Genomic DNA, 22848 nt, shown 5'->3' with positions numbered 1-22848 from the left:
AGTGTTAATGCTTTAATAAAATAACAGGTATAGATTCAGGGGCTATTGATCAGTTTCAAAAAGGTGCTGTGCCCAATTGACCAAATCCATCCTTCCTTCAGCCCCTGCTTTCTTGATTTGCACACTGGGTGCATGGGTTAATTTATTGGTCAGTGCACGTGCAAACTGTGCTAACACAGCCTCAGGGTCTGCCCCATTCTTTAATTGACGTTGGGCTTTCTCTAGCTCAGCTTCTTTGAGCATATCAGCTTTTCTTCGAATAGCTTTGAGCACATCAATAGCATCAAGCTCTTTCAGCTTGAGCATAAATTCTGCAGCACCATCAATCACCAGTTTTTCTGCTTCAGATGCTGCTTGTTCTCGCTGTCGAACATTTTCATTAATTACTTCTCGAAGATCATCAACGGTGTATAAATATACATCAGCGAGTTCACTGACCTCCGGTTCGATATCTCTAGGAACCGCCAAATCAACCATAAACATTGGGCGATGCTTACGAATTTTTAATGCTCGTTCAGTAGCACCTTTACCCAACACCGGTAGCTGACTAGCCGTTGAAGCAATCACTATATCCACTTTGGCAAGGTAATCGGGAATATCCGCCAGCGCAATTGACTGAGCATTGAACTTGTCCGCTAATTGAGCTGCCCGATCTAAAGTGCGATTGGCAAAAATAATAGTTTTAACGTTGGTATCAAATAAGTGTCGAGCGACAAGCTCAATGGTTTCCCCAGCACCAATAAGCAATACAGATGTTTCTGATAAATCAGCAAAGATTTGTCGAGCCAGCGACACAGCAGCATAAGCGACAGAAACTGGATTCTGGCCAATAGTGGTTTGAGTTCGTACTTGCTTTGCAACAGCAAAACAAGTCTGAAACAGGCGCCGCAATGCAGGTCCAACAGTACCCGCTTCTTGTGCTTGAGCATAAGCGGTCTTAATTTGACCCAGAATTTGTGGCTCTCCCAACACCATAGAGTCCAAGCCACAGGCTACACGAATAAGATGTTGAACGGCCTGCTCCTGTAGGTGACAGTATGTGTAGTTACTCATATCTTCACTATGTAAGTGATGATACTCCGAGAGCCAGTGGAGCAGTGCACTAGGCTGAACCTGGTCAAGCGAGCAATAGATTTCTGTTCGGTTACAGGTCGAAAGTATGGCTGTTTCTCTGACGCCTGTTACTTTCTGGGCTGACAACAACGCATCCTGCAATCGCTCAGGCGTAAACGATACGCGCTCACGCATCGCAATGCTTGCCGTATTATGATTTATTCCCAGCGCCAAAAAACCCATATCACTTCACTAATTATCAGGACTAGCTCACAGCATTAATATACCCCTAGCGAAGGGTATAACATCAGTTTTTACAGCTCGACAATACCGAACTTAACTTATTCTTAGGCTCAAAGCCCGCGAATTTTCCTATGAATAACCTATAACTGCAACCAGCCTGTAAGGATTACAAAATATTGCGTCTGCATTGAACAGTTTATCAATCAATCAGTCTACACTTGCAGAATACCCCTAAAACTGCCAATGTGAACATTCAAAAAAACCATGAGAATGTTTCTTTCTAAAATAAGACTTGATTTGCTTGGCTTTACATAAAACCAATGAGACAGGCGTTTTTGTGCTTGGTAAGTGACTGGCGAACTATCGATTACGTAGGTATTAAACATTGATGACCACACTTCGCAATGGAACACTCTTAATAACAGTTACCCTTTGTGCCACACTCGCAGGTTGTACCGGGCTCAAACCTTCCGAGAATAAAGAAACATCACAGCAAACCGAAGCACCACCTACAGCCTCATTCAGTCCAGATACCTTATATGCTTTGCTACTAGCAGAACTGGCGAATAAGCAACAACGCTTTGATATTGGGCTGGGCAACTATCTGCGTGAAGCCCAAAAGACCAAAGACCCAGGTGTTGCAGAACGCGCTTACCAAATCGCCCAGTATATTGGTGCCAAGCAGGCAGCTCTCCAAGCGGCATCATTGTGGAGTGAAACTGACCCCCAAAATACCCGCGCACTCCAAGCCAAAGCCATTCACTTAAGCTATAACGGTCAGTTCGAAACTGCCCTACAAGCAATGCTTGACTCGTTGGCATTAGACGGAGAAACCCACTTTGACTTTATTGCGCTAAACGCTGCAGAACTACCAAATTCAGAACGTACCAAACTCATTGCTATGTTTAATAAAGCACTAGCGAAGTATCCTGAAAATATACAACTACGCTTTGCTAAAGCATTACTGTTAGAGCAAAACGAACAATACCAGCAAAGTCTGGAGCTGGTTGAAGAAGTCTTGGATGATGGCAAGCCAACACCAAAAGCCATCAACCTCAAGGGACGTTTACTTATCCATCTGAAAAAATATGAAGAAGCAGAAAGTTACCTAGCTAAAGCACTCAAAACGCATGGTGACGATGTACGCCTTCATCTTCTCTATGCACGCACCTTGATCCATCAGAAAAAGCTAGATGAAGCCCAAACACAGTTTACCAAGCTGCAAAAACTTTCACCTAATGACTCAAAAATCATTTTTTCATTGGGGTTAATTACCCTAGAAAACGAAATGTATGAAAAAGCAGCAAGTTATTTCAGCCAGCTACGTAATGATAAACAACTAAGCAATGCTGCAAACTATTATCTTGGCCGTATTGCTGAAGAGCAGAAACAATTTGATGAAGCTATCCAATTTTATACCGAGGTCGAACCAAGCCAGGAGTTTTCCCAGGCTTACTATCAGCTAGCATTAATTTTATTAGAAAGAAATCAAAACAAAGCTATTTCTGATCACTTTAATCAAGCGCGTAAAAAATTCCCTAAACTTTCAGCACAGCTTTATATGATTGAAGCCGAGGCATACAGTAATCAGCAAGTCTACCCTGAAGCCAAGCGCACCCTTGACCAAGCGTTACAAACGGAGCCGAACCATATTAACCTCCGCTACGCACGCGCAATGATTGCTGAAAAAATGGACAACCTTGAGCTTTTAGAAGCAGATCTTCGTTCAATTATTAAACTGGACCCCAGTAATGCACTGGCATTAAATGCACTAGGCTACACCCTGGCAAATAAAACCAGTCGCCTGCAAGAAGCTAAAAAATTAATTGAGCAAGCCTATAGCATTACTCCCAATGACCCTGCTGTTATTGATAGCTTGGGTTGGGTAGAGTTTCGCCTTGGTAACTATCAAAAAGCGTTAACTTTACTTCGTAAAGCATTTGTTGCATTTCCAGACCACGAAGTTGCGGCACATTTAGGTGAAGTATTATGGGCAATGGGCAATAAACAAGAAGCCCTCGATGTGTGGCAAAAAGCCCTGCAAGAAAAGCCAGATAGTGAAATTCTGCAAAGCACTATGCAACGCCTCAACGTACAAAAACCATAGATTTTAACCAAACTATCTTATGAAGACATTTCGCTCAACTCTTATAGTGACACTGACATTACTTGCCAGTGGATGTTCTCTATTGCAAAACGTAAAAACAGATTATTGGCCATTTGATAAAGAAAAGCAGACGCTTAACCTTAATGAACGAGAAAAGTATTGGCTACAACATCAACAACAGCTATCGAAAATAAATACCTGGTCATTAGAAGGTAAACTGGGTATTCGCACTCCAAATGACAGTTCCAGTGCCTACTTAGATTGGGAACAACAAAGCCACCTATATACTATTCGCTTATCAGGGCCTTTAGGTCAGGGTGTTGCTGAAATCATGGGTAAACCTGGCTGGGTTGTCATGAATACAGCAGATTCTAGGTTGTTTACTGCTGATAGCCCAGAGCAGTTACTTGCACGTGAACTTGGCTGGACACTACCCATTTCTAATATGCAGTACTGGATTAAAGGTATTCCTGACCCATCCAGTGATACCCAGCCTAATCTTAACGAGCAAGGCCTTCTTGCTGAAATAAAACAAAATGGCTGGAAAATTAAGTACTTTGATTACCAGCAGTATAATAGTCTCTGGCTGCCTAGAAAGATTCGAGTGAGTAATGACCAGTACAAATTAACCTTCATCATTAGTGAATGGCAATTTTAATCAGGACTCATGTAATCCATACCTATGCAGCAATTAACACTACCCGCCCCAGCAAAACTAAATTTGTTTCTTCACATTTTAGGTCGCAGAGTTGATGGCTATCATCAACTCCAAACCTTATTTCAGTTTCTTGATTTATCCGATGAAGTCACGATAACAACGCGAGACGATGGAAAGCTCAATTTACTGACTCCTTTTCCTGGCCTGGCTGATAGCGATAATTTAGCGATCAAAGCTGCAAAAATACTCCAATCAGCAACAAACTCTTCTCTTGGTGCTGATATTTCAATTAAAAAATGCTTACCTATGGGAGGAGGTGTTGGCGGAGGTAGCTCTAATGCTGCGACTGTCTTACATGGTCTAAATATACTTTGGCAAACCCACCTCTCAGATACAAAACTTGCCGAACTGGGACTAAAGCTTGGAGCTGATATCCCTGTGTTTATCCATGGACATGCAGCCTGGGCAGAAGGAGTTGGTGAACAACTTACCCCCATAGAGCTGCCAGAAACTTGGTTTATTTTAGTTAAACCAAACTGCCACATTAGTACAGCTAAAATTTTTCAACATCAGGATTTGACAAGAGACTCTGATCCTATTACAGTTGCCGCCTACTTGCAGCGGGGTGCCAGAAACGACTGCGAGGCAATTGTTAGAAAGCAATATCCAGAGGTTGATAAAGTTTTCAAATTGCTTAATAATCTGGCCCCGACAAGATTGACCGGAACAGGTGCTTGTTTATTTGCAACTTTTGCAAACAGACAGAGCGCCGAACAAGCTTTAAAGCAGCTGCCGGATGATCTGCAAACCTTCCTTGCAAGAGGATGTAACCAATCAATGTTACATAAACACTTGCAAAGCCGGACGAATTCAATATAATTCGCACCCGGTAACACACAAGACATTGGGGTGTAGCCAAGCGGTAAGGCAACGGGTTTTGATCCCGTCATGCGGAGGTTCGAATCCTCCCACCCCAGCCAAATTAAGTTTCACATCATCCATCCCAACCCATCAAAAAACATGACCAAAAAGGTAATTACCGTGTCTAAAATGATGGTCTTCGCGGGCAACTCAAACCCGGATCTGGTTCAGAAGGTTGTCGATCACTTAAGTATTCCCCTTGGTCGCGCTTACGTCGGTCGCTTCAGTGATGGAGAAGTCGCTGTAGAAATTAATGAAAATGTCCGTGGAAAGGATGTTTTTATTATTCAGTCCACCTGCGCACCCACTAATGACAACTTAATGGAGCTGATCGTTATGGCTGACGCCTTACGCCGCTCCTCCGCCAACCGCATAACTGCTGTTGTCCCCTATTTTGGCTATGCTCGCCAAGATAGACGCCCTCGATCTACCCGTGTCCCCATTAGCGCCAAAGTGATTGCCGACATGATCACCACAGTAGGCATTGACCGATTATTGACGGTTGATTTACACGCAGATCAAATCCAGGGCTTCTTCGATATTCCTGTGGACAATATTTATGGTTCACCCATCATGCTGGATGATATTTCCCAGCAACGGATTGAAGACCTCATCATTGTCTCACCTGATATTGGTGGTGTGGTACGCGCACGCGCTATCGCCAAAAAACTCAATACAGATCTAGCCATCATTGATAAACGTCGTCCTGCTGCGAATCAGGCCGAGGTAATGAATATCATTGGCGATGTTGATGGACGCACCTGTATTTTGGTTGATGATATGGTTGATACTGCCGGAACACTTTGTCAGGCAGCTCGCGTACTGAAAGAAAAAGGTGCCTCCAGAATTCTGGCTTACTGTGTGCACCCTGTTCTCTCTGGACGTGCGATGGATAACATTAACTCATCCCAACTTGATGAGCTGGTTGTCCACAACACAATCCCCCTGTCATCAGCAGCTAAGCAGTGCAGCAAAATTCGTCAATTGGATATGTCACATCTGATTGCTGAATCTGTTCGCCGAATTAGCAATGAAGAATCTATCAGCGCCCTATTCCGTTGATTTAGCATTCTCATTCAAGCAGATCTAAACTTGTGGAGGTAAATTACTTACCTCCACTCTCCCCAGTTGTCAGCAAAACCTTAAAAAATGCGAGCAAGGGCCTTAAAAATAGGTTATCATTCGCGCGCCTTTTCACAGGCGCTCTATTGCTGTGCTCTTGGTCGCGAGAGATCACAGTGTATTTGATTTAGTTTAGGAGAGTTTCAATGTCCAACGAATTTTCTTTAACACTGGAAAAGCGTGAAGATGTAGGGAAAGGTGCGAGCCGCCGCCTGCGTCGAGAAGCGCAACTAGTTCCAGTTATTGTATATGGTGGTGAAAAAGCCCCAACTCAAGCAGCAATTACTCAAAAAGATATTGCTAAAGCTCTGGAAAATGAAGCGTTCTACTCTCACATCCTAACGCTTGAGCTTGATGGCCAACAAGAGCAAGTGATTCTAAAAGACCTTCAGCGTCATCCTGCTAAAGGTTTCATCATGCATGCTGACTTCTTGCGTGTCAGTGCTAACCAGAAAATTACTACTCACGTACCTTTACACTTCATTAACGAAGATAAAAACGTTGGTGTAAAAGCTGGTGGTGTTGTTGCTCACTCTGCAGTTGAAGTTGAAGTTCGCTGTCTGCCAGCAAACTTGCCTGAGTTCATAGAAGTAGATATGACTGAGGTTGAAATAGGCCAAAACATTCATTTGTCAGACCTAAAACTGCCAAAAGGCGTTGAGCTGGTTGAACTATCTCATGGTACAGACCACGATGCACCTGTTGCCGTTGTTCAAACCACACGAGCTTCTGCAGAAGAAGGCTCTGCTGACGAAGAAACTTCTGCAGAGTAATCTGAGGTTTTGCCAACATGGCTAAAATGATCCCCGAAGCAAACATTCAGTTAGTTGTCGGCCTAGGGAATCCTGGTGCCGAGTATGTTAATACTCGGCACAATGCTGGCGCTATCTTTGTTGAAGGGTTAGCACGGAATTATGGTGTAACCCTTCACCCCGAGAAAAAATTCCACGGAGAAGTGGCGCAAGTTAAGGTTAAAGGGCAAACCCTACATTTGCTTATCCCTACTACATACATGAATCTTAGTGGTAAAGCCGTTCAAACTTACGCTCATTTTTACAAAATCCCTCCTGAAGCCATTCTTGTTGTCCATGATGAATTAGATTTACCGCCAGGAACTGCCCGCTTGAAACAAGGTGGTGGTCATGGTGGTCACAATGGCCTGCGAGACATCATTAACAAGCTGGGAAACTGCAAGGATTTTTTCCGCCTGCGTATCGGCATTGGTCATCCAGGTGTTAAAGAGCAAGTTGTTGGCTTTGTGTTAAATCGTGCGCCACGACAAGAACAGGATTTAATTGATGCAGTCACCCATGAGGCAATTCACCTTTTACCTGAAGCAATCTCTGGCTCCTGGCAATTAGCAGTACAACAGTTGCACCGTTTTAAAGGCTAAACATACTTTTCAAGCGAAAGGAACACACACCATGGGTTTTAACTGCGGTATCGTTGGTTTACCTAACGTTGGTAAATCCACTCTATTTAATGCACTGACCAAAGCAGGCATTGGCGCTGAAAACTTTCCTTTCTGCACAATTGAGCCTAACTCAGGTGTAGTTCCTATGCCTGATTCCCGACTAAATGCGTTAGCAGAAATAGTAAAACCAGAGCGAGTAATTCCTACCACTATGGAATTTGTTGATATCGCAGGCTTGGTTGAGGGCGCGTCAAAGGGCGAAGGATTAGGCAATCAATTTCTTGCTAATATCCGCGAAACTGATGCAATTGCTCATGTTGTACGCTGCTTTGAAGACAGCAATGTCATTCATGTATCCAATCAGGTAGACCCAGCCAGTGATATCGAAGTCATTAATACTGAACTTGCCTTGGCTGATTTAGAAAGTGTTGAGCGCCAATTACAACGAGTCGTAAGAGTGGCTAAAAGTGGTGATAAAGATGCGATCAAGCAAAAAGCAATGCTTGAAAAGCTCATTCCTCACTTAAATGAAGGACTTCCAGTTCGTTCACTCTCTCTTACAGAAGATGAGCAAGCGCAAATCAAGCAATTCCACCTGTTAACCACAAAGCCAACGATGTACATTGCTAATGTCAATGAAGATGGCTTTACTGACAATCCTTATTTAAAAGTGGTCGAAGACATTGCAGCTAAAGAAGGTGCTGTAGTTGTTCCTATCTGCAACAAACTTGAGGCAGAAATTGTTGAGCTTGAAGATGAAGAGCGTGACGAGTTCCTTGCTGATTTAGGTATGGAAGAGCCAGGTTTAGATCGGGTTATCAGAGCAGGTTATCAATTACTCGGCTTACAAACTTACTTCACGGCTGGTGTAAAAGAAGTAAGAGCCTGGACGACCAAAATCGGCGCAACAGCACCTGAGTCAGCTGGAGTGATTCATACAGACTTTCAAAAAGGTTTTATCCGTGCTGAAGTCATCAGCTACAATGACTTTATTTCTCACAATGGTGAGTCAGGCGCTAAAGAGGCTGGAAAGTGGCGCCTTGAAGGTAAAGACTATATTGTACAAGATGGTGATGTTATCCACTTCCGTTTTAATGTGTAACCTATAACCTTTGCCAAGCATATATAATGCAAGCTAGGGCTATAAACATTGATAGGTTAAAAAGAGCATTACAAGGGGTTGACATTAAACATAAAACCCCTAAAATACGCGCCATCCTTTGGCTACGTAGCTCAGTTGGTTAGAGCATCGCATTCATAATGCGAGGGTCAGTGGTTCAAATCCACTCGTAGCTACCATATTTTAAAAGACCGACAACATGTCGGTCTTTTTTTTGTCTGAAAACCAGCCCATCATCACTTATTTTCACTCACCTTTTAGTCTGTCGTATTCACTTTGACTTCAACAAAACTTAACTTCCCTGAATGCTATGTTCAGTATTTAAAACTTAAAATAGCCAGCTCTAAGTTTGACTTAAATCATTTATATTCAGAAGTACCCAAAACAACAATTTAAAAATTTAATATTGCCACTAAAATACCTCTCCTTTCTATTAATAACTTTATCCTTATCTAATAGCAGTAAAAAAATGAATAAACTTGCAACGCTAATAATTGTATATTTAATTTCACTTATCTCTGGCTGTGCAATGTACGAAGGAGGCAATATACCCAGTACATCGCTAGATAAATCAAATATTAATATCAAAAATAAAAAATCACTTTCTTTTACGTCTCTAGCAAAAGGAGGATTTTCAAAACCATCCAAGCAGCCAGAATTCGCACAAAATATTATTAAAGGTGAGCTTACAACTGTTCTTGAAAAATCAGGTTATTTTAGCCGTATATCAACCAATGATCCTGAGGCAGAGCTAAAACTTGAGCTAATAATTACTGAAGCAGGCAACCCTGCAGCCCTTATACCAGCATTCATTACAGGTTTAAGCCTATATACAATTCCATCCTGGGCAACATCTAACTATGAAGTCAATGCGATTATTCAGAATAAAGAAGGTCGTCAGAAAAAATATCTTTTGAAGGACTCTGTCACCTTAGTTCAATGGTTACCTATGATATTTGCGTTTCCATCCCATGACTTTTCAGTAGTACCCAAAGTACGTAAAAATATGTACCGCTACCTTTTAAAACAAATAAAAGATGATGGTTTTCTTGACAAAACTAATACGGCTATCAGCTTAACGAATTAATATGACTGAGTCCTATCTTACCTAAACTTTATCCTGGATAGGACTCACTCCAAAATAACGCTTATAATCCCGACTAAATTGATTAATACTTTTATAGCCTACAGCAGAAGCCGTTTGTGTAACATTAAACTCATCATGGCTCAGTAATAACTGTGCTTTAATTAATCTGAGTCTTTTCAAGTACTGTATAGGAGAAGAACGGGTAACTTGTTTAAAATGGTGGTGAAATGTTGAAAGACTCATATTCGCCCTCCGTGCCAATTGCTCAACCGAAATATCATCTGCCAGCTCTGAATGCATTTGAGTCAAAACTTGAACAATTCGAGAATAGTGCCCTTGGTTTTCGACTAAGGCTCGTAATGCAGGTCCCTGCTCTCCCTGAAGCGCTTCAAAAATAACCTCCCTAACTCTATTACGCCCCATCACTCTGGCTGCCTGAGGATCATGCAAAGCGCGTAGAAGTCGTATGACAGCCTCTTCCATGCCTACTGTCATCGCAACTGAACCCATTGGTTTTGGAGGTTCTGAATTATCGTCATTAGCTAAAGGGTCATCCAGTGCGAGTACCAGCTCTGCTAGCGTAGCTGCATCAATACTGACAGACATGCCAAATAAAGGTGCCTCTTCAGATGCGAAGGTTTCACATTCAAAAGGTAAAGGTAAGGTTTGTACTAAATAATGACCAGAGTCGTAATGAATCTCCCTATCACCTAAATAGCCAATTTTGCGCCCCTGGGCAACAATACACAGGCTAGGCTGGTATATCAAAGGGACTCTAGGCTGTGGTTTGTGGCTCGAAAAAAGAGACACTTCAGGCAATAGCGTTTCAGAGATTCCATCATGTTTTACCAACAGACGAATAAGCGCCATCATCACTGGACAATTCATACTCAATCTACCATAAAAGGTTATTTCTAGCATACTCCAGTATGCCGTTGGTGAACCTCTCAGTTCAAGTAAAGAGAAGCTACTTGGAGGAATTGGCAAAAATACCGTACTTTTGTTGATGGCAACCAATTCAAGAACAAGCACAATAAAGACAACATCATTGTCAGACCGAAAACTGCGGTGAGAACCCTTTCCCCCCTTCTCTTTCTCAATAGGGAAAAACACATATGACCACTACGAAAGCCTATGCAGCACAGTCAAACACATCAGGGTTAGCGCCTCATAACATTGAGCGACGCACACTCAGAGAAGACGATGTCTCTATCGAGATAGACTATTGTGGCGTTTGCCACACCGATATACACTTCGCCGAAAATGACTGGGGAATGAGCATTTATCCCGTAGTGCCAGGCCATGAAATAATCGGACACATCACTGCTGTAGGTAACAATGTAACCCGTTTTAAGGTTGGCGATACTGTTGGCGTAGGATGCATGGTGGACTCCTGTCGTATATGCTCTGCATGCAACGAAGGTCTGGAGCAGTTCTGTCAGGAGGGTATGGTCAGTACCTATAATGGACAGGATCGTCATGATCAACAAATAACCTATGGTGGTTATTCTGAAAATATTGTTGTCAGTGAACGTTTTGTTTTAAACATACCTAGTCAACTTGATCCTGCTACAGCAGCTCCCATTCTTTGTGCTGGCATTACAACCTACTCTCCCCTTAAGCACTTTAATATTCAACCAGGACATAAAGTTGGAATACTTGGTATGGGTGGCCTAGGTCATATGGGGGTTAAATTTGCCAAAGCTATGGGCGCTGAAGTGACTATTTTTACCCGCTCAGAAAGTAAAGTAGCAGAAGCAAAAAAACAAGGTGCAGATCATGTTATTATTTCCAGAGACCCTGAGCAGATGGCTGCGGCAACAGAAACTTTTGACTTTCTGTTAGACACAATTCCTGTTCAACATGATTTAAACCCATACATTAACTGCCTTAAATATGATGGTGTACATATTCTAGTTGGGCTATTAGAACCTATCGAACCCGCATTACAAGCCAGTGTTTTAGTCATGAAGCGTCGTATACTTGTAGGCTCGCTGATTGGAGGAATCCCTGAAACGCAAGAAGTTCTCGATTTCTGCGCAGAACATGATATTAGCTGCGACGTTGAAATGCTTAAAATTCAAGATATTAACTCAGCCTATGAAAGAATGAAAAAAGGCGATGTAAAATATAGATTTGTAATTGACATGGCGAGCCTTAAAAACTAAATATTCATTAAAAAATAAAATTAGCCACCAGCCACTAAACGCTCATTTCAATGGGCGTTTTTTATAGTCAATAAAAACAATAATACAAAGTACTATTTTTTAAATCGATCACTCACTCAAAACAAAATTAATCATTAAAAGCAAGTATGCTATATACCTTAATACTGCTATTCTCTAAACAAATAATCTAACTTTTATTTTAATGAAAAAACTAACCTATCTCTCTCTCTTTTTTCTGTTATCTGTTCCTACAAAATTATTAGCTCAAGAACAGAAAAAAGCACCAATCACCATTGCGTTAAACGACTGGGCAAGTCAAATTGTAATATCTTACGCTATTGGAGATATATTGGAAAAACAAGGTTATAAAATTCTCTACCGAGAAATAACGACCAATAAACAATGGGGTGCATTACGGCTTGGTGAAATTGACTTACAGCTTGAAGTCTGGGAAGGTACAATGGCTAAAGAGTTCAATAGAATGGTTGAACAAAAACTTATCATTGATGCCGGAGCCCACAATGTTGTAACACGTGAAGAGTGGTGGTATCCAGCTTATGTCGAAAAACTTTGTCCTGGGTTACCTAGTTGGACTGTATTGAATCAGTGCTCAAATTTATTCACTATGGACTATTCAGGATTAAAAGGTGTATATATAACAGGTCCCTGGGATAAGCAAGAAGGCAAACGCATTCGTGCACTTAAACTAAACTATCTACTGAAAAAGATCGGCGGAGAAGCTTTCAGGCCAACGATATTACTCGCTATAAAAAAACAAACACCTTTACTTATTATGAACTGGACGCCAAATTGGGTTGAGCGTAGAGTAGAAGGAAACTTTGTAGAGTTCCCCCCCTTTGAGCCAGAATGTATTTCGACCCCTAAATGGGGACCAAATCCCTATGAAACAATGGACTGTGGTAACCCTAAAAATGGTTGGCTTAAAAAAGCAACATCTAAACACTTTCCTAAAAAATGGCCTTGTGCATTCCAATTTATAAAAAGAATTAACTTTAACAACCAAATGGTTTCTGAAGCATCTGCTCTTTACGAATACGATCGTTACTCTTATATGGATGCCGCAAAAAAATGGTTACAAACTTACAAAAATAATATAAATCAGTGGCTTTCAGCAAAGTGTTTACTGTAATCGCCTTTACTCTTTAAAAGATACACTCGAGTTAGTGCTTTTTCTTTAGTTCCTTCAATTTATTTTTATATTTTAACTCATAGTTTTTCTGTTCCTCTATAGATATAGCACTATCTTGACCAAAGTAGTCATTTATCAGCTCCATTGACTGTTGATGATATACTCTCTCGTGCTCACGAATTACAGGATAACCAAGTTTTTCATCATGAGGAAAAGAACCGTTTTTAATAGTGCTCCCCTGGCAAAAAACACAGCCTTTTTCATCTATTTGAGTCGAATATTTTTGTTCCACGTCTGATGATAAATCTTCACTCTGAATTATGTCGCCAATATCAATGTTCAGTAAACTGGAAGCCTGCACTATATTTCCATAACTAGTAAAAAAAAGACACGCTAAAAACTTCAAACCATTTTTTTTATCAATCATATTCAGCCCTACCCATATTATCAGAGCCAAGCAAATGAGATGCACTAACATCGTAGCTTTAAAGATTCATACAGTGAGCTTATACACTAATAAAGTGGACAGATCCCTGACAAATAAGACTGTAGATTAAACGTCCCAAAACTTAATGGTCAATACGGGTAATTACTAGCTGTATAACAATAAAATCACTGAAAGCTACTCGGTATTAAAGGGCACCTCTAAAGCAAGTGATGAACTTAAGTTACAACACCCTCACTAGCCTGACACATCTTCTGTAAGATTATTAATCAGCTTCAGGCTTCCTTTCTTGGAGTAAGACAAAGACAAATGCATACAAACTAGTCTAGAAATCCCCTTTAAGCAGAGCTTCATCTCCTACTAGATACAGCAACGTTACTTCTCACTATACTGTAGAAAACATACAGTTCTATCACTACACATAGCTTCTTTAGCATTTCACCCCCCATTCTCTGCAAGCTAGATAGAGCCAGCTAACGTAGAAAGATTCGATCATTTTCCCATCCACAGGAAAACTCACTAGGCTAGTCTATCGAGGGAAAAAGCTATATATGATGTTTGAAGAAGGAAAAATTGAACTCATACCGCGGCCAACTTAGTGCTTTTAACCTTGAAACTCAACACTCTGTACATTAAGTGTCACCTTCTGTATATACTCTACAGCCTTGATAACCCTATTTTAGTTAGACGAAAAGACTAAAGGTTATGTCTTTTTCTAGTAAGATATACGCCTACTGAGCTATGCTAATACTATTACGGCTTTCACAAAACAGCTAAGAAAACAAAATTTAACTCAAAGAATAGTTTTTCTAATTGTCATAATCCAATAGTTGTATTATTTTTTCCTTGTAACTCTTATGAAGGGGTAATGTCATGGCCGCAGCCAAGAAAGCAACAGCTATCACCGAACGCTACACTAAAACGCAAATTCTTAACGAAATTGCTGAAAACACAGGCCTTACTAAAAAGGATGTTTCAAATGTACTTGATGGGCTAACTGAAGTAATTGAACGTCATATCAAAAAACGTAGTTGTGGTGAATTCACCCTTCCAGGACTTCTCAAAATCACCACGAAGAAAAAACCAGCTGTTAAAGCCCGTAAGGGAGTCAATCCATTCACAGGTGAAGAAATGATGTTTAAGGCCAAACCAGCTTCTATGCAAGTCAAAGTAAGGCCTCTGAAAAAGCTTAAAGACTTCGCACTTTAGTGCTTCGACCTTTAACTATTTTCTTCTCCATCACCCCCTGATGGAGAAGAATCCTTCTTAACTAAAATGAAAAACTGGATGTAAGTAATATTTTAACTACTCACCAAGCCAGCGCTTGAAAATCAACGATGTATTAATCCCACCAAATGCAAAGTTATTGCTCATTACATACTGACAGTGTCGTACAATGCCGTCATTCATAATGTAGTTTAGCGGTGCACATTCCGGGTCAGGATTAACCAGATTTACTGTTGGTGCAAACCATGCCTCTTGCATCATGTTAATGGACAACCATGCTTCTATTGCCCCACATGCCCCCAAAGTATGACCAAAATAGCTTTTTAATGAGCTAATAGGTATATCATCACCAAAAACATCATACGTTGCTTGGCTTTCTGCAATATCACCTCGTGTTGTTGCTGTTCCATGAGCACAGAGATAGTCAATATCTGATGGATTTAGCCCTGCATCCTTAAGAGCAATACGCATTGCTTCTGCCATTTGCGCTGCATGAGGTTGGGTTACATGAGCTCCGTCAGTATTGGTCGCAAAACCAATTACTTCAGCAATAATGTTTGCTCCTCGACGCTGTGCATGCTCTAACTCCTCCAAAACAAAAGTACAGGCACCTTCACCAATCACTAAGCCATCTCTATCTTTATCAAATGGCCTTGGCGATAAGTGAGGTGTACTATTCTGTGTACTTGTTGCATACAAGGTATCAAATATTGCAGCTTCTGTTGGGCATAACTCTTCTGCCCCACCTGCAAGCATCAATGGTTGTAATCCATATTTAATGGTTTCATAAGCAAAACCTAACCCCTGGCTACCGGATGTACAGGCACTGCTGGTGGGAATTAATCGACCTTTAATGCCAAAAAATAACCCCATATTAACCGCAGCTGTATGCGTCATCATCTGTATATAGCTCGTACCTGTAATCCCTTGTGTCGTATGATCACTCAGCATACGACCAAAACCAACCATGGGTGTCGTACTGCCTACTGACGAACCATATGCAATACCCATTGCCCCAGAACTAATTTCCTCAGACTCCAGCAAGTCAGCTTCCATTAATGCTCGCTCAGCAGTTAGTGTTGCCATTTGCGAGACCCGCCCCATACTACGTGTTTTTTTTCGTGTGTAGTGTTTTGGCAAGGTAAAATCTACGACAGGAGCAGCCAGATTAGTCAACAACCCCTCATACTTCTCCCAGTCAGGCATTTGACAAATACCTGTGCGTTTAGCTTGTAAAGCAGATAGCACACTTTCCCAGCTATCACCCAGCGAGGTTATGGCAGACATACCTGTGACGACAACTCGTTTCATCCGCTTAATCCTCCATCAACACAAATTACTTGCCGGGTTATATAAGCTGCTGAAGGTGACAGTAAAAATGCAATTGTTGCAGCGACTTCATCAGCTAAACCTGCTCGTTTAGCAGGTATTTCTGTCAACAGTTGTTCACTCACCGCCTCAGTCATATCCGTATCAATTAAACCTGGCGCAACACAGTTAACCGTGATTTTGCGCTTTGCAAGCTCTAAAGCAAGTGCTTTTGTAGCACCAATAATGCCTGCTTTAGCTGCACTATAATTCACCTGCCCCCGATTGCCTCGTACTCCAGAAACTGAAGATAACGTGACTATTCGACCAGGCTGGCGTTGCCTAACCATTGGCATGACCACTGGGTGTAACACATTATAAAAACCATCAAGGTTAGTGCTTAAAACACTGTCCCACTGCTCAGGCTCCATCGCAGGAAAAGCATTATCACTATGAACCCCAGCATTACAAACAACAGCATAATAAACGCCATGTTCAGTCATATCGCTCTCTATGGCTTGTTGCACTTGAGCTCGATCACTAATATCAAACGGTAACAGTTGCCCACTCCCACCCTGAGCAAGAATTTCCGCTAATACTTCTTCTGCTGCCTGTTGTCCACTGCGATAATTTATAACAACGTCATACCCTTGCTGCGCAAGCATAATTGCTGTTGCTTTACCAATACCTCGACTGGCACCAGTAATTAAAACTCGTTTTTTCATAACACTGACTGCTGTAGCATCTGAGAGGGATCATCGGGTTGAAAAGCATTAACGGAGGCTCGAACCAGCCACTCATTATCTTTCAATTTTTCTGTACAAGGATTAACGCCATCTTGAGCTTGATACAGTATGGACTCAAAAACACTTAAGCCATTGTCTTCATAAATTTCTGTCGCGCTAACCCAGTAAGTGCTCTGTGGAAAAAAACCTTCTACCTGCGTTTCAAGACGGCGAGTGCCCAATAAAAAACCAAGCTTAATTGGCTCATGATTGAGGTAATGATTTAGCCCTGTGTAAGCAGCTATGGTTTGTGCCATATACTCCAATCCAACCCATACTGGCACATAACCTTCATCAACTACAAAGATATTACTGGCATCCACAGTAAATTCTGCCACTATCGTTTTATCAGCAAATGCAAGCACTCTATCAACTAAGCACATTGACTGACGATGAGGAATAAGTTGAGTAATAGGAATAGCTGACACATCCATTAGCTAACTCCAAATAACAGGCTGACATTATTACCACCAAAGGCAAACGAATTGCTCATGGCAACGTTTAACGAATCAAGCGAAGTATTAGCTTTTACCAACGCTAATGAAGGTAGTTTCGTATCAGGACAGTGATCCCAAAGGTGAGGAGGCAGCAAACGTTCTGGGTTGTATGTTTTTGAGAGCGTCAACCAACAAATAGCAGCTTCAATCGCGCCAGCGGCTCCTAAAGTATGTCCTGTCATTCCTTTTGTTGAGCTTGCAGCTACACCCTGAGCAAAAATAGCCTGCATGGCTAAACTTTCCATCGCATCATTTTGCTGGGTAGCTGTACCATGTAAGTTAACATAATCAACATCCGCCGCCTCAATCTCTGCATTTTGCAATGCTCGTCTCATTGCCTGTTTTGCGCCATCACCTTCGGGATGAGGGGCAGAAATATGATGGGCATCAGATGCAGCTCCTGCACCTAAAAAATTAATCTCAGCAGGCTCTCGCTCCATCACCATCAAAGCAGCTCCTTCACCAAGCGTAATGCCAGAACGATTCTGACTGAATGGATTACAAACATCTTCAGCAACAGACTCCAAGCTCATAAAACCATTAACCGTTAACTGGCATAAACTGTCAGCTCCACCAACAATCACAGCATCACATAAGTTACTTTTAATAAGCTGTTGAGCGCTGGCAAATACATTTGCACTGGAAGAACAAGCTGTGGAAACCGTATAAACGATACCTGATAATGATAAGCTTCGTGCTACAAATGCCGCAACACTTCCCATCTCCTGTTGTGTATAGTGGAAAGCATCAGGTAATGAATTCGTCTGTTGATAGCAAGCAACAGCTTTTTCAACTTCCCAAACACCTGCTGTACTTGAGCCAATAATAACACCAATTCGATGAGCACCATATCGCTGGCTCAGTTCAGACACATGATCTGCTATCTGTAAAATAGCCGCCTGTAAAAGCTGACTGTTTCTACAATGATAGCTTTTATCTGTAAGCTTAATTGGCGGTAATGACTCACGAACGGCAGCCAACGCAACGTCTTTATCTGTCGTAAACTCACGAGATAGTTGAATACCCTGTTGCCAGCCATTGAACAAACGGGTAGTAATTTGTGTTAAATCAGAACCCAGGCTACAAATCATACCTACAGCAGTTAACCCAAACTGAGATGAACTCATAGTTGTTGTCGCTCCACTGTTGTAATCTGTATGTTATAGTGCCGTAGTGGGTTGTTTAACTGAATATCCCACTGACTTGGCCGACGTTGCCGATAGCTGATAACGATTTGTTGCTGATGCTGAAAATCAATCAAACGTTTTCTTAACACAACTTGCTTACTCAGCTCACTGGATTTATCAACCTGTTGAGGTGCTGTTTGCTCTTCACGAATGACAAAACCTTTTGCCTCTACATTCTTCTGTAAAACTGCAAGAGGGGTATATACCCATAAAAAATCTCGCATAATATAATTTAAATCTACAGGTATTTCTGGTAAATGATGTTTTTGCTCAATGTTGTGTCCATCATAAGAAATGGTAAACAAGCGTTGGCCTAAATGACTTAAACCAACAAGTGTAATCCGCTGAGGAGTTAATTCTGCTTGTGTTAACAATGAAAGTGACTGATCTTTAAAATGAATTGACACATTTTGGGTTAACACAAAAGGCTTTTTAATCCAATTTAATTCGGGTAAGAGTGCTGGCCTAAATGTCTCTGCACCATCACCGTTACTACTCAACGTATTTGACTGATTTTTTGTAAACCACATACTGCAACCACTTAATATATAACAGCATACGATTACAGCTAGCAGCTTATAATTAAACTGATTATTCTTTGAAGCATTTTTTAGTATAGAAAAATTTGTTTTTAGTTGTGCCATTAACTTATCCAATCTATATATCAACATCACTGACACAACTCTGATATCAGTCTTATAAATTTTTGCGAATCCTGTACTACAGGATTACGCTTATCCCAAGCATAACCCGCTAAAACAGAACAAATCATTGCTGTTACTTCAGGGTCTTTATTGGGGTAGCATAATATGGGTAATAATGTTCCTTCATACCAAGCATCCACGAATGCTCGAAAGGTATTTATCCCCCCTAATAGAGGCTCTACGAATTGTTGTTGCCAACATACAGTCTCACCGGCAAATTGTCGTTTTAAAACATCACAAGCAAGTTGTGCCGATTTAAAGGCAATAGTGACTCCAGAGGAAAACACAGGATCTAAAAACTCACCAGCATTGCCCAACAATGCATACCGATCGCCATAATAAGAGTTAACGCTGGAAGAGTAACCAGCAATTTGTTTTACCGGATATTTGTAACGCGCCCCTTTTAATAAATTTGCTAAATGTGTATCAGCATGGAAAATACGCTCAAGTGTCTGATCTAAACTTAAACCGTCAAACTGTTGGTAAAATGTTGGTGTAGCAACAGCCCCTAATGATAGGGAGCCATCAGAAAATGGAATTAACCACATCCACGTTTGGCAATCATGTGGATGAACCGTAATAATAATTTTATTTCGGTCAAATGTTGCTAAAGGTATTTGATCAATAACATGGGTAAAAAGTGACTGACGAAATGGCAAGCTTGAGGGTATTTCAAGATCTAACAATTTGGGCAATACGCGACCGAATCCACTTGCATCTAAAATAAACTGAGCTGTTTCAGTGTGAACATTGCCATCATTATCATGCCATTCCAAACGAATACCATCATCAATATATTCAACGTATTTTACAGTCGCCTGATAAGTAACTTCTGCACCTTTCTTTTCAACTTGATTGGCTAGTATTGAATCGAATTTATCACGTTGAACTTGGTATGTTACTCCCCATCCTGGTGAAAATTTATTTCTAAAATCAAATTCAACGTGCTCTTCCTGCCAACGAAATATTGCTCCATTTTTATGTTGAAACCCAGCTTCAACAATAGGTTGTAATAAATTAACCTGCTCCAAAATTTCCATCGTTTGTGGCAATAAACTTTCACCAATAGAAAAACGTGGGAATTGGCTTTTTTCGAATATTTTAACCCTTAACCCTTGTTCTAATAAATACGCTGCAGCAACGCTGCCAGCAGGACCAGCACCAATAATTATTACATCAACAGACTGCTTACCTGGTTGCAAAAGAATATTCTTCATACCGAGAACCTCTTTGTCTGTTGTTTCATATCATTCTGTTTAACATCACTATCGTTTAAGCAACTTCTTGTATTTTTTCTCAAACTGCATGGAGCCCATAAAAATGCTAATAAAATACCTATCAGTACAGTAAATCCAAACGTTTGAACAGCGTTAGTAGAACTTAACGATAGTAAACCAAATGCTAAAACGGTTGTTCCCGCTGATAATAAAATTGCAATATAAGTACTTAACCGACGTTTTTTGTCTTCTTGCAAAAATAGCGTATAGTCAATTCCAATCCCCATAATAAGGATAAATGCCAAAATATTAAATAAGTTAATGGGCTGAACCAAGGTTCCCACCAAAGCAATGGCCGTTAATGCAGCAGTCAAAGGTGGCAACATGATAAATAATGCTTTAAACCATCCATAACGCCATCCCAAAAATATATAAATAAATAAGTATGCCATGAATGCTAACTTTACTATCAGCTGACGGTAACGAGACAACACAGTTGTAATATCATCTGCTTTACTAATAAAGAATATATCTGAGTCTTTATCAGTTAAGTGACGTAATGCTGCTAGATCATTAACATCCGTTAGTTGAACAACAGCTGCATATCCTTGCGTATATTTACCAAGCCATAAATTGCTCATATACTGACTAACAGAACTTGAAAACCAGTGATGTATTGTAAGTAAGGATGAAACTTCAGTGCCTTTTTCGGGGGAACTTATTTTAAGTTGAGACTGATAAGCCGCTAATGCTTTTTGCTTCGCATCAGCCGTAAACCCTAACTTATCTAAAAGCAATCTTAATTGCTCAGTGGGCATTTTCAAGTTTAATAGTTTTAAATTACTCATTTGCTGGCGCTTTGATGGTACCCATTGAACAACACTACGAGCATGAGCTAATGCTCCCTTTTTAATGAGAGGTGCCAGCTCTATTAACAGCTTTTCCTGTTTCTCCAATAACGCTTCTTCTGTCTCAGCGGTTACTATATAAAACTGACTGATTGCATTTTGACCTGTCAAAGCCTTTAACTGTTGATCATGCCATTGACGCTCAGGAGATAGCTGCTGTAACAAGCGTATATCATCGTTAACAGGCAAATTAATAAATAAGGCCAGTGCTCCCATTAAGCACAGTATCAGAATTCCCCATAACGATTTTTTTGAAGCACAGTGTAAGTGATACTGATGGAGACTAAGTAAAAACTGCTGATTTAAAAATCCTGTATTGCTACTGGGTTGTTCACATAAATAAGGTAAAAATAATATTACCGTTAAAAAAGCTGCAAGTAGCCCACTTGCCGAAAAAAAACCAATTTGTACTATGCCAGGAAAAGGGGCTGCCATCATAGGAATATAACCTATTATACTCGATAACATACCCAAACCAATTGCTGGCGTAATTTGTTGAATAACACGTTTAGACGAAAAGTTTACAGCTTCTGCCTGACGTGCTGTGAAATAATGAAAGGTATAATCAACAGAAATTCCAATTAAGCTTGCACCAAATACGAGAGTCAACCAATGAACTTTATCAAACAGATAGCTGGTCAGCGTAAACGCAACCAATACTCCTACCCCAATAGTAAGCAGACAGAAACCCACAGGCTGTAGAGAACGGAAAATTACTCTTGTTAAGATAATAATACCAATAATTGAAATTATACTTATAAAGCTAATATCTGACTGGGCATTTCTCGCCCCTGCTTCAGCATGAAATAAAACACCCGAGTATATCGCTTCTGTTGAAACATACTTCTCTTGCAGATGCTTAACCCAACGCTCAATGCTCACAACAGCTTGATGTTGTAATCTTAAATTAAATACATCAAATGTTACCTCTGAACTGATTAAAACATAATAAACACCTTTCGCTTCAACCATCAGTAAATCATCGACGAGAGAGAGTTGAGTACTGGTTGCAGGAGATAAATGTTGAAGCTGCTTATTAAACAATAACAGAGGATCACTTTGTAACAGACGACTGCTTACCATTTGGGTAGGGTTAAGCAATTGCTGCTGAATAGCTTGCTCCCAGTCAACAAGTGTCCTCGACTTGAGTGCTTGTTGCTGGCTGGCAGTTAGCCGCTGATAACGGTAAGGATAATAAAAGTGGTAAAAAGCTTGTTGCTGTGCTCGATCATGGCGTAACACAGTATTTTTCCATAACTTACTTTGGCGAAGTTTATGGGTAAATTCTTCTGCTGCCTTAATAGCTATTTTTTTATCCTTATTACCAAACAAAAAAACAGCTCTAGAATTATTTTTGCTTATAAATTCGGAAGCCAGGTTATTAATCTCTGGTTGTTGTTCAGTTTCAGGTAACAGTGCCATGATATTTGTTTCAATAACACCTTCTTGCTGTAACTTTATAACTAATAAAGTACAAACAATAAATAAACTGAATAACCAACCCCAAAATCGCAATCTCATAGAGTA

21 protein-coding genes and 2 tRNA genes are annotated in these 22848 nt (G+C 40.7%); 13 read left to right on the top strand and 10 right to left on the bottom strand.

Annotated features, from left to right (window positions below):
• Positions 1 to 42 precede the first annotated feature (42 nt).
• On the bottom strand, positions 43 to 1296 hold the full coding sequence (gene hemA / locus KCG35_RS09435) for a glutamyl-tRNA reductase (RefSeq protein WP_215819444.1): 1254 nt from the start codon (positions 1294 to 1296) through the stop codon (positions 43 to 45).
• A gap of 388 nt (positions 1297 to 1684) precedes the next feature.
• On the opposite strand from hemA, the gene KCG35_RS09430 reads away from it, so the two are divergent.
• From KCG35_RS09430 to KCG35_RS09385, 10 genes are all read left to right on the top strand, one after another.
• Complete coding sequence (locus KCG35_RS09430; RefSeq protein ID WP_215819443.1) at positions 1685 to 3403, top strand: tetratricopeptide repeat protein; 1719 nt, start codon at positions 1685 to 1687, stop codon at positions 3401 to 3403.
• A gap of 19 nt (positions 3404 to 3422) precedes the next feature.
• Positions 3423 to 4061: a lipoprotein insertase outer membrane protein LolB gene (gene lolB, locus KCG35_RS09425; RefSeq protein ID WP_215819442.1), complete on the top strand. Its 639-nt coding sequence runs from the start codon at positions 3423 to 3425 to the stop codon at positions 4059 to 4061.
• A gap of 24 nt (positions 4062 to 4085) precedes the next feature.
• Positions 4086 to 4940, top strand: coding sequence for a 4-(cytidine 5'-diphospho)-2-C-methyl-D-erythritol kinase (ispE, locus tag KCG35_RS09420; RefSeq protein WP_215819441.1), 855 nt, complete (start codon positions 4086 to 4088; stop codon positions 4938 to 4940).
• 26 nt (positions 4941 to 4966) lie between these two features.
• A tRNA-Gln gene (locus KCG35_RS09415) sits at positions 4967 to 5041 on the top strand.
• Between the two features lie 61 nt (positions 5042 to 5102).
• Positions 5103 to 6044, top strand: a complete 942-nt coding sequence (locus KCG35_RS09410) for a ribose-phosphate pyrophosphokinase (RefSeq protein WP_215819440.1) — start codon at positions 5103 to 5105, stop codon at positions 6042 to 6044.
• A 206-nt stretch (positions 6045 to 6250) separates the two neighbouring features.
• Positions 6251 to 6877, top strand: a complete 627-nt coding sequence (locus KCG35_RS09405) for a 50S ribosomal protein L25/general stress protein Ctc (RefSeq protein WP_215819439.1) — start codon at positions 6251 to 6253, stop codon at positions 6875 to 6877.
• A gap of 26 nt (positions 6878 to 6903) precedes the next feature.
• Positions 6904 to 7497 carry an aminoacyl-tRNA hydrolase gene (gene pth, locus KCG35_RS09400; RefSeq protein WP_215819482.1) on the top strand — a complete coding sequence of 198 codons (594 nt, stop codon included), beginning with the start codon at positions 6904 to 6906 and terminating at the stop codon, positions 7495 to 7497.
• A gap of 31 nt (positions 7498 to 7528) precedes the next feature.
• On the top strand, positions 7529 to 8620 hold the full coding sequence (ychF, locus tag KCG35_RS09395) for a redox-regulated ATPase YchF (protein WP_215819438.1): 1092 nt from the start codon (positions 7529 to 7531) through the stop codon (positions 8618 to 8620).
• Positions 8621 to 8740: 120 nt separating this feature from the next.
• A tRNA-Met gene (locus KCG35_RS09390) sits at positions 8741 to 8817 on the top strand.
• Positions 8818 to 9107: 290 nt separating this feature from the next.
• Entirely contained in the window at positions 9108 to 9725 is a 618-nt protein-coding gene (locus KCG35_RS09385; protein WP_215819437.1) for a hypothetical protein, read from the top strand.
• 21 nt (positions 9726 to 9746) lie between these two features.
• On the opposite strand, the gene KCG35_RS09380 is transcribed toward KCG35_RS09385, so the two are convergent.
• Positions 9747 to 10613, bottom strand: coding sequence for an AraC family transcriptional regulator (locus KCG35_RS09380; RefSeq protein WP_215819481.1), 867 nt, complete (start codon positions 10611 to 10613; stop codon positions 9747 to 9749).
• A 227-nt stretch (positions 10614 to 10840) separates the two neighbouring features.
• Between KCG35_RS09380 and KCG35_RS09375 the strand changes: the two genes are divergently transcribed.
• Together KCG35_RS09375 and KCG35_RS09370 are read left to right on the top strand one after the other, a co-directional pair.
• Positions 10841 to 11893, top strand: a complete 1053-nt coding sequence (locus KCG35_RS09375; RefSeq protein ID WP_215819436.1) for an NAD(P)-dependent alcohol dehydrogenase — start codon at positions 10841 to 10843, stop codon at positions 11891 to 11893.
• Between the two features lie 202 nt (positions 11894 to 12095).
• Positions 12096 to 13043: an ABC transporter substrate-binding protein gene (locus tag KCG35_RS09370; RefSeq protein WP_215819435.1), complete on the top strand. Its 948-nt coding sequence runs from the start codon at positions 12096 to 12098 to the stop codon at positions 13041 to 13043.
• A gap of 31 nt (positions 13044 to 13074) precedes the next feature.
• Here the strand turns inward: KCG35_RS09370 and KCG35_RS09365 are convergent, their stop codons facing one another.
• Positions 13075 to 13470, bottom strand: a complete 396-nt coding sequence (locus KCG35_RS09365; RefSeq protein ID WP_215819434.1) for a hypothetical protein — start codon at positions 13468 to 13470, stop codon at positions 13075 to 13077.
• An 891-nt stretch (positions 13471 to 14361) separates the two neighbouring features.
• On the opposite strand from KCG35_RS09365, the gene KCG35_RS09360 reads away from it, so the two are divergent.
• Positions 14362 to 14697, top strand: a complete 336-nt coding sequence (locus KCG35_RS09360; RefSeq protein WP_215819433.1) for an HU family DNA-binding protein — start codon at positions 14362 to 14364, stop codon at positions 14695 to 14697.
• A gap of 96 nt (positions 14698 to 14793) precedes the next feature.
• Here KCG35_RS09360 and KCG35_RS09355 read toward each other — a convergent pair whose 3' ends face one another.
• The 7 genes from KCG35_RS09355 to KCG35_RS09325 form a co-directional block, all read right to left on the bottom strand.
• Positions 14794 to 16026: a beta-ketoacyl-ACP synthase gene (locus KCG35_RS09355; RefSeq protein ID WP_215819432.1), complete on the bottom strand. Its 1233-nt coding sequence runs from the start codon at positions 16024 to 16026 to the stop codon at positions 14794 to 14796.
• Positions 16023 to 16748: a 3-oxoacyl-ACP reductase FabG gene (gene fabG, locus KCG35_RS09350; RefSeq protein ID WP_215819431.1), complete on the bottom strand. Its 726-nt coding sequence runs from the start codon at positions 16746 to 16748 to the stop codon at positions 16023 to 16025. Before fabG ends, KCG35_RS09355 begins: the two co-directional genes overlap by 4 nt.
• A complete protein-coding gene (locus tag KCG35_RS09345; RefSeq protein ID WP_215819430.1) occupies positions 16745 to 17242 on the bottom strand; it encodes a hotdog family protein in 498 nt (165 codons plus the stop codon). The genes fabG and KCG35_RS09345 overlap by 4 nt, the downstream gene beginning before the upstream one ends.
• A complete protein-coding gene (locus KCG35_RS09340; protein ID WP_215819429.1) occupies positions 17242 to 18432 on the bottom strand; it encodes a beta-ketoacyl-ACP synthase in 1191 nt (396 codons plus the stop codon). Before KCG35_RS09340 ends, KCG35_RS09345 begins: the two co-directional genes overlap by 1 nt.
• Positions 18429 to 19022, bottom strand: a complete 594-nt coding sequence (locus KCG35_RS09335) for a DUF3261 domain-containing protein (protein WP_215819428.1) — start codon at positions 19020 to 19022, stop codon at positions 18429 to 18431. The genes KCG35_RS09340 and KCG35_RS09335 overlap by 4 nt, the downstream gene beginning before the upstream one ends.
• A 140-nt stretch (positions 19023 to 19162) precedes the next feature.
• Positions 19163 to 20413: an NAD(P)/FAD-dependent oxidoreductase gene (locus KCG35_RS09330; RefSeq protein ID WP_215819427.1), complete on the bottom strand. Its 1251-nt coding sequence runs from the start codon at positions 20411 to 20413 to the stop codon at positions 19163 to 19165.
• Entirely contained in the window at positions 20410 to 22842 is a 2433-nt protein-coding gene (locus KCG35_RS09325; protein ID WP_215819426.1) for an MMPL family transporter, read from the bottom strand. The genes KCG35_RS09330 and KCG35_RS09325 overlap by 4 nt, the downstream gene beginning before the upstream one ends.
• Between the last annotated feature and the right edge of the window lie 6 nt (positions 22843 to 22848).

The sequence above is a fragment of the Zooshikella harenae genome (assembly GCF_018837975.1).
Classification (GTDB): Bacteria; Pseudomonadota; Gammaproteobacteria; order Pseudomonadales; family Zooshikellaceae; genus Zooshikella; species Zooshikella harenae.
Note: the sequence above shows the minus strand (reverse complement) of the source record. Positions and strands in the feature narration are given on the sequence as shown.

Coding starts and splice junctions, on each gene's coding strand:
- hemA (WP_215819444.1), bottom strand. CDS start 1,296: ATGGGTTTTTTGGCGCTGGGAATAAATCATAATACGGCAAGCATTGCG.
- KCG35_RS09430 (WP_215819443.1), top strand. CDS start 1,685: ATGACCACACTTCGCAATGGAACACTCTTAATAACAGTTACCCTTTGT.
- lolB (WP_215819442.1), top strand. CDS start 3,423: ATGAAGACATTTCGCTCAACTCTTATAGTGACACTGACATTACTTGCC.
- ispE (WP_215819441.1), top strand. CDS start 4,086: ATGCAGCAATTAACACTACCCGCCCCAGCAAAACTAAATTTGTTTCTT.
- KCG35_RS09405 (WP_215819439.1), top strand. CDS start 6,251: ATGTCCAACGAATTTTCTTTAACACTGGAAAAGCGTGAAGATGTAGGG.
- pth (WP_215819482.1), top strand. CDS start 6,904: ATGATCCCCGAAGCAAACATTCAGTTAGTTGTCGGCCTAGGGAATCCT.
- ychF (WP_215819438.1), top strand. CDS start 7,529: ATGGGTTTTAACTGCGGTATCGTTGGTTTACCTAACGTTGGTAAATCC.
- KCG35_RS09385 (WP_215819437.1), top strand. CDS start 9,108: ATGAATAAACTTGCAACGCTAATAATTGTATATTTAATTTCACTTATC.
- KCG35_RS09380 (WP_215819481.1), bottom strand. CDS start 10,613: ATGAATTGTCCAGTGATGATGGCGCTTATTCGTCTGTTGGTAAAACAT.
- KCG35_RS09375 (WP_215819436.1), top strand. CDS start 10,841: ATGACCACTACGAAAGCCTATGCAGCACAGTCAAACACATCAGGGTTA.
- KCG35_RS09370 (WP_215819435.1), top strand. CDS start 12,096: ATGAAAAAACTAACCTATCTCTCTCTCTTTTTTCTGTTATCTGTTCCT.
- KCG35_RS09365 (WP_215819434.1), bottom strand. CDS start 13,470: ATGATTGATAAAAAAAATGGTTTGAAGTTTTTAGCGTGTCTTTTTTTT.
- KCG35_RS09360 (WP_215819433.1), top strand. CDS start 14,362: ATGGCCGCAGCCAAGAAAGCAACAGCTATCACCGAACGCTACACTAAA.
- KCG35_RS09355 (WP_215819432.1), bottom strand. CDS start 16,026: ATGAAACGAGTTGTCGTCACAGGTATGTCTGCCATAACCTCGCTGGGT.
- fabG (WP_215819431.1), bottom strand. CDS start 16,748: ATGAAAAAACGAGTTTTAATTACTGGTGCCAGTCGAGGTATTGGTAAA.
- KCG35_RS09345 (WP_215819430.1), bottom strand. CDS start 17,242: ATGGATGTGTCAGCTATTCCTATTACTCAACTTATTCCTCATCGTCAG.
- KCG35_RS09340 (WP_215819429.1), bottom strand. CDS start 18,432: ATGAGTTCATCTCAGTTTGGGTTAACTGCTGTAGGTATGATTTGTAGC.
- KCG35_RS09335 (WP_215819428.1), bottom strand. CDS start 19,022: ATGTGGTTTACAAAAAATCAGTCAAATACGTTGAGTAGTAACGGTGAT.
- KCG35_RS09330 (WP_215819427.1), bottom strand. CDS start 20,413: ATGAAGAATATTCTTTTGCAACCAGGTAAGCAGTCTGTTGATGTAATA.
- KCG35_RS09325 (WP_215819426.1), bottom strand. CDS start 22,842: ATGAGATTGCGATTTTGGGGTTGGTTATTCAGTTTATTTATTGTTTGT.